Here is a 9,568-nt window from a genome sequence, read left to right on the forward strand (position 1 = left end):
CCGGGGGATATTTCTTTTCTGCTGATGCATATACTCTCCCAAAAGCAAAAGGGAGGAACGACCATGGCACAGATCGAGCCCATCACCTGGTTCCGTAATGCCCACCCGGAGCAGGGCAGCCTGCGGGTGCAGGTATCCGCCGCCCAGGGGATATTCCCCATCCCCGGCGCGTCCGTGGAGGTATACCGCGACTTCGGCGCGGTGCGGGAGACGTTCTACTCCGGCGTGACCGACAGCTCCGGCATTGCCGACAGGATACTGCTGCCGGCGCTGCCCGCGTCGCTGGGACTGTCGTCGGACACGGCGGGCATCAGCGGAACGGCCTATACCGTGGCGGTGAGCCACCCGGACTACCACTGTCCGGAGCACCAGCAGGTGCTGGTGTTTCCCTGCATCGAGTCCGTGCTGGCGGTGACGCTGCCGCCGCAGCGAGAGGAGGGCTGAGCCGTGCCCTATCCCGTTATTCCGGAGTACATCACCGTCCATCTGGGCGCGCCGGACGCCCCGGCGGAGAACGTCACCGTCACCTTTCCCCGCTATATCAAGGGCGTGGCCGCCAGCGAGATATACCCCACGTGGAACGAGAGCGCCATCCGCGCCAATGTGCTGGCGCAGATATCCGTGGCGCTGAACCGGGTCTATACGGAGTTCTACCGCAGCCGGGGCTACGATTTCGACATCACCAACAACACCCAGTACGACCAGGCCTTCTCCCCGGATAAGGAGACGTTCGAGAACATCAACGCCATCGTGGACGATATGTTCAACAACTACATCGTCCGCCGGGGTAACGTGGAGCCGCTGTACGCCCAGTTCTGCGATGGCGTGCGCACCCAGTGCCGGGGGCTGTCTCAGTGGGGCAGCCAGGAACTGGCCGCCCAGGGGAAAACACCCTATGAGATACTGCAATACTACTACGGGCAGGACATCGACCTGGTGGACAACGCCCCGGTGGGCGACAGCACGCCCTCCTATCCCGGACGGCCGCTGACCGTGGGCAGCGTGGGCGAGGACGTCCGCACCATCCAGCGGGAGCTGAACCGCATCCGCAAGAACTATCCCGCCATCCCCGCTATCGCCGAGACCGACGGCGTCTTCGGCGCGGACACCGCCGCCGCCGTCCGCGCCTTCCAGCGCATTTTCAATTTGACCCAGGACGGCATCGTGGGCAAGTCCACCTGGTACCGTATCAAGTCCATCTACAACGGCGTCAAGAGCCTCTCCGAGGTCACCAGCGAGGGCCTGACCATCTCCGAGGCCCAGCGGCAGTTCCCCAAGGTCCTCCGCCTGGGCGATACCGGCATCGGCGTCCAGGCCATCCGGTTCTATCTGGCGTTTCTGGGCTTCTTCCTGCCGGAGCTGCCGCCCATCCGCATCACTGACGTGTTCGACAACGAGCTGCGGGACGCGGTGCTGGCCTTCCAGAGCACCTATGGCCTGACGGTGGACGGCGTGGTGGGGCGGAACACATGGAACGCCATCCAGAACGTCTATGAGCAGACGCTCTACCAGCTGCCGCCGGAGTACCAGACCTTCGCCCGGCAGATATACCCCGGCCGCTTCCTGGTGGAGGGCGACACCGGCCCGGAGGTGACGCTGCTTCAGACCCAGCTGAACCGGCTGGCGCAGCGGGACAGCACCCTGCCTGCCGTCGCCGCGGACGGCATCTTCGGCCCCGCCACCGCCGCCGCGGTCCGCACCCTGCAAAACCGCCTGGGGTACAGTCCCACCGGCGCCGTCGGCCCGGTCCTTTGGTCCTACATCATCACCCAGGGTCAGGGCTACGGCGTGTTTTGAACAAAAAAAGAACCGCCCTCCGGCGGTTCTTTTCCGTCTTTCACACCATCCGGCAGCTCTCGCAGTCCTCGCAGGCGGGGAACTTACTCTTGTCGTAGGCGATGCCGTTCTTGTCGTAGTAGTCCTTCACCGCGGACTTCACGGCTTCCTCCGCCAGCACGGAGCAGTGCAGCTTGTGGGCGGGCAGACCGCCCAGCGCGTCCACGACCTCCTTGTTGGTCAGGGCCAGCGCGTCCTCGATGCGCTTGCCCTTGATCATCTCCGTGGCCATGGAGCTGGAGGCGATGGCGCTGCCGCAGCCGAACGTCTCAAACTTCACGTCCTCGATCTTGTCGTCCTTGATCTTCAGGTACATCTTCATGATGTCGCCGCACTTGGCGTTGCCCACCTCGCCTACGCCGTCGGCGTCGGCGATCTCGCCCACGTTCCGGGGGTGCAGGAAGTGGTCCATCACGGTATCGGTATACAAAGCCATAATCAACGCTCCTTTACATTACAGAATGAATGTCCGCTTGCCGGACTCCAGGTCCTTCCACATGGGGGACATATCCCGCAGATACGCCACGATGCCGGGTACCTTCTCCAGAATATAGTCCACCTGCGCCTCTGTGGTGTCGTGGCACAGGCTCAGCCGCAGGGAGCCGTGGGCTACCTCATGGGGACGGCCGATGGCCAGCAGCACATGGCTGGGGTCCAGGGACCCGCTGGTGCAGGCGCTGCCCGAGCTGGCGCAGATACCCGCCTGATCCAGCAGAAGCAGCAGGCTCTCGCCCTCGATGCCCTCGAAGCAGAAGTTCACGTTGGTGGGCAGCCGGTGCACCGGGTCGCCGTTCAGCGCGCTGTGGGGGATCTTACTCAGTCCCGCGATCAGCTTGTCCCGCAGCTTTGTCAGCCGGGCGGTGTCCTCATCGATGTGCCCGCAGGACTCCTCCAGCGCCGCCGCCAGACCCATGATGCCCGGGATATTCTCCGTGCCGGCCCGCTTGCCGCGTTCCTGCGCGCCGCCCTCGATGATATTGGTCAGGGGGATACCCTGCCGGGCGTACAGCACGCCCACACCCTTGGGGCCGTGGAACTTGTGGCCGGACAGGGACAGCATGTCGATGTTCTGCTCCTTCACGTTGATGTGCAGGTGGCCCGCCGCCTGCACCGCGTCGGTGTGGAACAGCACGCCCTTCTCGTGGCACACCTTGCCGATCTCCGGGATGGGCAGGATAGAGCCGATCTCGTTGTTGGCGTACATGATGGTCACCAGACAAGTGTCCTCCCGGATGGCCTCCGCCACCTGCTGGGGGGTGATGGTGCCTGTGGGACCCACGTCCAGCAGCGTCACCTCAAAGCCCTCTTTTTCCAGCTTCTTCAGCGTGTGCAGCACCGCGTGGTGCTCGAAGGCGGTGGAGATGATGTGCTTCTTGCCCTTTCGCTCACCGATGTGGGCGGCGGAGACAATGGCCTGATTGTCGGCCTCGCTGCCGCCGGAGGTAAACGTGATCTCCTTAAAGCTGCACCCGAGACAGTCCGCTACCCGCCGCCGTGCGTCCGCCAGCGCCTCCGCGGCCTGCTGGCCCACGGTGTGCAGGCTGGAGGGGTTGCCGTAAAACTGCTGGAAATAGGGCGTCATAGCCGCCACGGCCTTGTCGCTCATCCGCGTGGTGGCCGCATTATCTGCATAGACCTGCATAGGATCACTCCTTTAACATATCTTTTTTGTAGGTAAGAAAAGCCTACCACATAAACCCTACAATGTCAATAGGTTTTACCAAGAAAATCTGCCTTCTTGCGTCCCTGTCATTGCGAGACCAGTCCGCAGACTGGCCGTGGCAATCCGTCCCCCGCGCCCGCAGGCGCGGAACCCCCATGCCTTCTCCTCGAGGGGAAGGTGCCCCGCAGGGGCGGATGAGGTGTCGCGCGCCCCGCGCGCTTCCCCCCTCCCATTTCCCCCCAATTCCTCCCCCTATTTGCCCCAAAACCGGAAAAACCGGCATATTTTACAAAACCCTCTGGACAACCACGGAAATTGTGGTATAATCAACTCATCCGCAGGAGTACTCCTGCTTTGGCGTTTTAACAAGCTTAAAACGAAGCAGACTGCGGAAATATCAAAATCATTGGGGAGTGTTAACAATGAAAAAGGTATTAGCAACCATTCTGGCTCTGGTCATGGCCATAGGGCTGTGCAGCGTCAGCTGGGCGGATGACCCTGTCACATTGAAGGTCGATCCAAGTGTAAGCTACACAACGGCACCGGCACGCGCAGCGGACGCAACCTATAAGACGATAGCAGAGGCTATCACTGCGGCGCAGGCCGGGGATACTATCGCGCTTGTGAATGACTTAACTGTGGATGGCGACAGCTATACCGAAGTTAAAAAGGCGCTCACAATCGATTTCGGCGGATGCACGATGACGGTAGCGGCTGGCGGCGGATTCGATGTATATAATAGCGATCTGACGCTGAAAAACGGAACGCTGGAGTGCCTGAAGTGGGCCGCGTGGGTGCAGAGCGGCGCGAAGCTGACGGTTGCCGCGGACATGGTTATCAATGCCACCAGCACGGATGCGAATAAGGGCGGTATTACCGTTCAGAACACAGGGTCCGAGGTCACCGTGTACGGTAAGGTGACGGCTGCCGGCGGTGCGGCGATTTCCGGTATTGGCAATGCTTCCGATGGCGGCGTTACCATCAATATCGAGGACGGTGCGGTGGTCACGAACACGAACGACGGCGGTCTGGGCATTTACTATCCGAACACCAGCAACCTGAACATCAAGGGCGGCACTATTACCGGTGCGACCGGCATCTACGTGAAGTGTGGCAGTGTGTCTGTTACCGGTGGTACGATCGTGGGTAATGGTGCTAAGGCGGACTATGCGTACTATGGAAATGGCGGCAATCCTACGGGCGAAGCCCTGGTCATTGACAAGTGCAACTATCCCGGCGGTGATCCCGCTGTGAGCATTACTGGCGGCACATTCAGCAGCACGAATGCAAATGCCGTTGGCAGCTATGTTGGCAATAATGCAACGGGTGTTGTGACCGGTTTCATCACCGGCGGCACCTTCTCCAGCGATGTGGACGCCTATGTTGCGGCCGACAAGATCGTCCAGAAGGACGGCGGCGCTTATAAGGTCGTAGCGGACGGCGCTATCACCAGCGGCACCTATACCAGTCAGCCTACTGTGCCTTCCGGATATAAGGCGACGAAGAATGATGATGGTACCTGGACGGTAACCAAGATCTCCTATTACTACTACCCCTCCACCAGCGATACCACCACGTCTACCACCACCAAGGGCTCTCCCAAGACCTTCGACGCGGGCATTGCTCTGTATGTCGGCATGGCGCTGACCTCCGCCGCCGGCGTGGCGTTTGTGGGCAAAAAGCGCGAGGACTGACACCGTTTCCTGCGGTGTCTTACCCCGGCGCCGCGCGAAATAAAAAAGGCACCCCGTCAGGGGTGCCTTTTTTGTTTACTCAGCAGGGGAGGGGACGTCCTCTATCTCCGGCTCCGTCCATTCCACCATGGTGGCCACGCATCGGTTGATGCTCTTGCCTTCGCCGTAGAACTTGCGCTCATAGTCGGTCATCACGCCCACCGGCCCGTCCGCGTGCAGATCCCGCGTCACCTCCGACAGCGCGAACCCGAACTGCGGTATTTCCTCCAGCGACCACTCAAACAGCTTGTCGTTGTCGGTCTTGAAGTGGATCTGTCCTCCCTCGGCCAGCACCTGCCGATACTTTTTAAGAAAGTTCCCGTGGGTCAGCCGCCGCTTTTTCTGGTTGCTCTTGGGCCACGGGTCGCAGAAGTTGATGTACAGCCGGTCGATCTCCCCATCGGCGAACATATCCGGCAGCAGCGCAGCGTCCCCGTCTACGAACCATACGTTCCGCAGCGCCGCGTCCCGCGCCTTCTCCATGGCCACCACCATGGCGTCCGGCACCTTCTCCACGGCGATCAGCAGCACCTCCGGCTCTGCCGCCGCGGTCCCCACGGTGAAGCCGCCCTTGCCGCAGCCCAGCTCCACCCGCAGCTCCCGTGCCTCCGGCATCAGCTCCCGCCAGCGCCCCCGCAGGGCGAACGGGTCCCGGATCAGGTACGCGCCGCAGGCTTCCATCCGGGGCGCCAGATTTTTTTTCTTCCGCATCCGCATATACGTGATTCCTCACTGTTTTTCTAAAGTAAAGTGGTGTTATCGCGCCTTTTTCAGTGCGCTGATGTCCTGCGAATGGAGACGAACCACGGTCTTCAGCATATCCACATCGGTCTCCACGGCCTCCACGCGCTCCACAGGGGCAGATCGCGCCAGCAGTGTGTCGTTCCCCTCCGCCAGCAGCCGAAGCTGCGGCAGGACCATGTTCTCCTGTGTCAGTTCCACCCGCCGTAGGCGTTCATCCATCCGGCTCATCTGCTCCTTGAGTGCAGCCAGCTCTTTCTTTGTCTCCGCAGATTCCTGCTTCAGCCCGGAGACGTCCTCCACCAGCTGCTCCAGCAGCCCTAAGATCTTTTCCTCGTTCTGCATGGCGATTCCTCCCTTTTACACGTGGCCCCATCATAGCACGAAATTCTTCCGCGCACAAGTATCATTTTCCGCGCCGCCTCATTTTCCGCTGATCACCGCCTCTCCGCCGCCTCCGCCCCGCAAAAGTGTGCAAATTCCGGTGTCCACTTTTGTGGAAACCGCTAAAAAAGCAAAAAGCCGGTGGGTTGGACTTGATAAATTTCTAACGGGCCACTATAATGTGATATGTATGAGGAGGCGTATGCCCACCCGCCGGCCATGTGCCGTTTCCGGGCGCTGCGCTCACGGAAAGGAACCATAAGGAGGAACTTGATATGACCAACATTCTGCTGGAAAAGAAGGGCCTCATCGCCGTGGCGACCATCAACCGTCCCAAGGCGCTGAACGCGCTGAATTCCGAGGTCCTGACCGACCTGGACGAGTTGGTGTCCACCGTAAAGGCGGACGCGGATATCCGCGCTCTGGTCATCACCGGCAGCGGTGAAAAGGCCTTCGTGGCCGGCGCCGACATCGGCGAGATGAGCACCCTGACCAAGGAGGGCGGCGAGGCCTTCGGCAAGCACGGCAACGATGTTTTCCGCGCCATCGAGACGCTGCCCATCCCCACCATCGCCGCGGTCAACGGCTTCGCCCTGGGCGGCGGCTGCGAGCTGAGCATGGCCTGCGATATCCGCATCTGCGCCGACACCGCGGTCTTCGGCCAGCCCGAGACCGGCCTGGGCATCACCCCCGGCTTCGGCGGCACCCAGCGTCTGGCCCGCCTGGTCAGCCCCGGCATGGCCAAGCAGCTGATCTATACCGCCAAGAATATCAAGGCTGACGAGGCCTACCGCATCGGCCTGGTCAACGCCGTCTATCCCCTGGACGAGCTGCTGCCCGCCGCCGAGAAGCTGGCCGAGACCATCGCCAAGAACGCGCCTATCGCCGTCCGCGCCTGCAAGCAGGCCATCAACGAGGGCCTTCAGGTGGACATGGACAAGGCCATCGTCATCGAGGAAAAGCTCTTCGGCAGCTGCTTCCAGTCTGCCGACCAGATCGAGGGTATGTCCGCCTTCCTGGAGAAGCGCAAGCACGAGCCCTATCAGAACAAGTAAGTTAATTGACAGGCACACCGCCTGATAATTAAGCAATTCATGTAAAAATTTAAGTAGGAGGAACTATCATGAAAGTAGCAGTATTCGGCGCCGGTACGATGGGCAGCGGCATTGCCCAGGTTTTCGCAGCGAAGGGCCACACCGCCCTGATGTATGCTTCCAGCACCGCCAGCGCACAGCGTCATAAGGACAAGCTGGCCGCCTCCCTGAACAAGAAGGTCGCCAAGGGCAAGATGACCCAGGAAGCCGCGGACGATATCATGAGCCGCGTTCTGGTCGAGGAGTTTGACGCTGCCGCCGATGCCGATCTGGTCATCGAGTGCGTGGCCGAGAACATGGCCGTCAAGAAGGAACTGCTGGGCAAGCTGGACGCCATCTGCAAGGACGAGACCATCTTCGCCTCCAACACCTCCTCTCTGTCCATCACCGAGATGGGCCAGGGCCTGAAGCATCACCTGATCGGTATGCACTTCTTCAACCCCGTGCCCGCCATGAAGCTGGTGGAGGTCATCGCCGGCGGCAACACCCCCGCCGACCTGGTGGACTATATCAAGAACCTGTCTGTGGAGATCGGCAAGACCCCCGTGGTGGTCAACGAGGCCCCCGGCTTTGTGGTCAATAAGATCCTGATCCCCTACTGCAACGAGGGCGTTTGCGTTCTGCAGGAAGGCGTTGCCTCCGCGGAAGATATCGATATTGCTATGCAGCTGGGCTGCAACCATCCCATGGGCCCCCTGCATCTGGGCGACCTCATCGGCTGGGACGTGGTGCTGAACATTATGGACGTGCTGTTCAACGAGACTCACGATAGCAAGTATCGCGCAAACGTGCTGATCCGGAAGATGGTTCGTGCGGGCAAATTGGGTATTAAGTCCGGCGAAGGCTTCTTCAACTACAACAAGTAAAATCAGAAAAAGGAGAAAAAAGTATGGATTTCCATCTGACGAAGGAACAGCTGCTCGTTCGCAAGATGTACCGCGATTTCGCGGAGAACGAGGTCAAGCCCCTGGCCGCTGAGATCGACGAGGAAGAGCGCTTCCCCATGGAGACCGTCGAGAAGATGGCCAAGCTGGGCATGATGGGCATTTACTTCCCCAAGGAGTACGGCGGCGCCGGCGCTGATGTGCTCTCCTACGCCATGTGCGTCGAGGAGCTGGCCAAGGTCTGCGGTACCACTGCTGTTATCGTTTCCGCCCACACCTCCCTGTGCGCCGCCCCCATCTTCGAGAACGGCACCGAGGAGCAGAAGATGAAGTATCTGCCCGACCTGTGCTCCGGCAAGAAGATCGGCGCTTTCGGCCTGACCGAGCCCGGCGCCGGCACCGATGCCCAGGGCCAGCAGACCACCGCCGTGCTGGACGAGTCCGGCGAGAACTACATTCTGAACGGCTCCAAGTGCTTCATCACCAACGGCAACGTAGCTGACACCTTCGTGGTCATCGCCGTCACCGGCAAGACCGTTGACAAGCGCGGCCGCAGCATGAAGGAGATCTCCGCGTTCATCGTGGAGAAGGACGACAAGGGCTTCTCTCAGGGCAAGCACGAGAAGAAGATGGGTATTCGCGGCAGCTCTACCTGCGACCTGATCTTCGAGGACTGCGTCATTCCCAAGGACCGTATGCTGGGTAAGAAGGGCGAGGGCTTCAAGATCGCCATGAAGACCCTGGACGGCGGCCGTATCGGTATCGCCTCTCAGGCCCTGGGCCTGGGCGAGGGCGCTGTCGAGGAAGCCATCAAGTACACCAAGGAGCGCGTTCAGTTCGGCAAGCGCATCTCCCAGTTCCAGAACACCCAGTTCCAGCTGGCTGAGATGCACACCCGTATGCAGGCCGCGCAGTTCCTGGTCTACTCCGCCGCTATGAAGAAGCAGAACCACGAGCCTTACTCCATGGACGCCGCCATGGCCAAGCTGTTCGCCGCCGAGGCCGCTTCCGATGTGACCCGCCGCGCCGTCCAGCTGTTCGGCGGTTACGGCTACACCCGTGAGTATCCCGTGGAGCGCATGATGCGTGATGCCAAGATCACCGAGATCTACGAGGGCACCAGCGAGGTCCAGCGCATGGTCATCGCCAGCAATCTGGGCGTGAAGTAAGGTAGGAGGTAAAAGGAAAATGAAAATTCTCGTAACTGTTAAGCAGGTCCCCGATACCTCCGGT

10 protein-coding genes are annotated in these 9,568 nt (G+C 60.8%); 6 read left to right on the forward strand and 4 right to left on the reverse strand.

What is annotated here, in order from left to right; genetic code table 11:
• Positions 1-63 precede the first annotated feature (63 nt).
• Both ACOMDU_RS11685 and ACOMDU_RS11690 read left to right on the forward strand, forming a co-directional pair.
• Positions 64-444, forward strand: coding sequence for a hypothetical protein (locus ACOMDU_RS11685; RefSeq protein WP_421130474.1), 381 nt, complete (start codon positions 64-66; stop codon positions 442-444).
• Between the two features lie 3 nt (positions 445-447).
• Positions 448-1,797, forward strand: coding sequence for a peptidoglycan-binding protein (locus ACOMDU_RS11690; protein WP_421130475.1), 1,350 nt, complete (start codon positions 448-450; stop codon positions 1,795-1,797).
• A gap of 40 nt (positions 1,798-1,837) precedes the next feature.
• Here ACOMDU_RS11690 and nifU read toward each other — a convergent pair whose 3' ends face one another.
• Complete coding sequence (gene nifU / locus ACOMDU_RS11695; RefSeq protein ID WP_022135398.1) at positions 1,838-2,272, reverse strand: Fe-S cluster assembly scaffold protein NifU; 435 nt, start codon at positions 2,270-2,272, stop codon at positions 1,838-1,840.
• An 18-nt stretch (positions 2,273-2,290) separates the two neighbouring features.
• Positions 2,291-3,478 carry a cysteine desulfurase NifS gene (nifS, locus tag ACOMDU_RS11700; protein WP_421130476.1) on the reverse strand — a complete coding sequence of 396 codons (1,188 nt, stop codon included), beginning with the start codon at positions 3,476-3,478 and terminating at the stop codon, positions 2,291-2,293.
• Between the two features lie 443 nt (positions 3,479-3,921).
• On the opposite strand from nifS, the gene ACOMDU_RS11705 reads away from it, so the two are divergent.
• Positions 3,922-5,193: a hypothetical protein gene (locus ACOMDU_RS11705; RefSeq protein WP_421130477.1), complete on the forward strand. Its 1,272-nt coding sequence runs from the start codon at positions 3,922-3,924 to the stop codon at positions 5,191-5,193.
• 75 nt (positions 5,194-5,268) lie between these two features.
• On the opposite strand, the gene trmB is transcribed toward ACOMDU_RS11705, so the two are convergent.
• Together trmB and ACOMDU_RS11715 are read right to left on the reverse strand one after the other, a co-directional pair.
• Complete coding sequence (gene trmB / locus ACOMDU_RS11710; protein WP_421130478.1) at positions 5,269-5,949, reverse strand: tRNA (guanosine(46)-N7)-methyltransferase TrmB; 681 nt, start codon at positions 5,947-5,949, stop codon at positions 5,269-5,271.
• 39 nt (positions 5,950-5,988) lie between these two features.
• Entirely contained in the window at positions 5,989-6,318 is a 330-nt protein-coding gene (locus ACOMDU_RS11715) for a hypothetical protein (protein ID WP_421130479.1), read from the reverse strand.
• 314 nt (positions 6,319-6,632) lie between these two features.
• On the opposite strand from ACOMDU_RS11715, the gene ACOMDU_RS11720 reads away from it, so the two are divergent.
• The 3 genes from ACOMDU_RS11720 to ACOMDU_RS11730 all read left to right on the forward strand — a co-directional run bounded on the left by ACOMDU_RS11720 (position 6,633) and on the right by ACOMDU_RS11730 (position 9,504).
• A complete protein-coding gene (locus ACOMDU_RS11720) occupies positions 6,633-7,412 on the forward strand; it encodes an enoyl-CoA hydratase-related protein (protein WP_421130480.1) in 780 nt (259 codons plus the stop codon).
• A gap of 68 nt (positions 7,413-7,480) precedes the next feature.
• On the forward strand, positions 7,481-8,317 hold the full coding sequence (locus ACOMDU_RS11725; RefSeq protein WP_421130481.1) for a 3-hydroxyacyl-CoA dehydrogenase family protein: 837 nt from the start codon (positions 7,481-7,483) through the stop codon (positions 8,315-8,317).
• A 23-nt stretch (positions 8,318-8,340) separates the two neighbouring features.
• Positions 8,341-9,504 (forward strand): acyl-CoA dehydrogenase, encoded by a 1,164-nt coding sequence (locus ACOMDU_RS11730; RefSeq protein ID WP_022135646.1) that lies wholly within the window; start codon positions 8,341-8,343, stop codon positions 9,502-9,504.
• Positions 9,505-9,568 lie beyond the last annotated feature (64 nt).

Source organism: Vescimonas sanitatis, from assembly GCF_049060325.1.
Taxonomy (GTDB): Bacteria; Bacillota; Clostridia; order Oscillospirales; family Oscillospiraceae; genus Vescimonas; species Vescimonas sanitatis.

What these genes read in the sequence shown, in the direction of transcription:
- ACOMDU_RS11685 (WP_421130474.1), top strand. Translation starts at nt 64, where the DNA reads ATGGCACAGATCGAGCCCATCACCTGGTTCCGTAATGCCCACCCGGAG.
- nifU (WP_022135398.1), bottom strand. Translation starts at nt 2,272, where the DNA reads ATGGCTTTGTATACCGATACCGTGATGGACCACTTCCTGCACCCCCGG.
- nifS (WP_421130476.1), bottom strand. Translation starts at nt 3,478, where the DNA reads ATGCAGGTCTATGCAGATAATGCGGCCACCACGCGGATGAGCGACAAG.
- ACOMDU_RS11705 (WP_421130477.1), top strand. Translation starts at nt 3,922, where the DNA reads ATGAAAAAGGTATTAGCAACCATTCTGGCTCTGGTCATGGCCATAGGG.
- trmB (WP_421130478.1), bottom strand. Translation starts at nt 5,949, where the DNA reads ATGCGGATGCGGAAGAAAAAAAATCTGGCGCCCCGGATGGAAGCCTGC.
- ACOMDU_RS11715 (WP_421130479.1), bottom strand. Translation starts at nt 6,318, where the DNA reads ATGCAGAACGAGGAAAAGATCTTAGGGCTGCTGGAGCAGCTGGTGGAG.
- ACOMDU_RS11720 (WP_421130480.1), top strand. Translation starts at nt 6,633, where the DNA reads ATGACCAACATTCTGCTGGAAAAGAAGGGCCTCATCGCCGTGGCGACC.
- ACOMDU_RS11725 (WP_421130481.1), top strand. Translation starts at nt 7,481, where the DNA reads ATGAAAGTAGCAGTATTCGGCGCCGGTACGATGGGCAGCGGCATTGCC.
- ACOMDU_RS11730 (WP_022135646.1), top strand. Translation starts at nt 8,341, where the DNA reads ATGGATTTCCATCTGACGAAGGAACAGCTGCTCGTTCGCAAGATGTAC.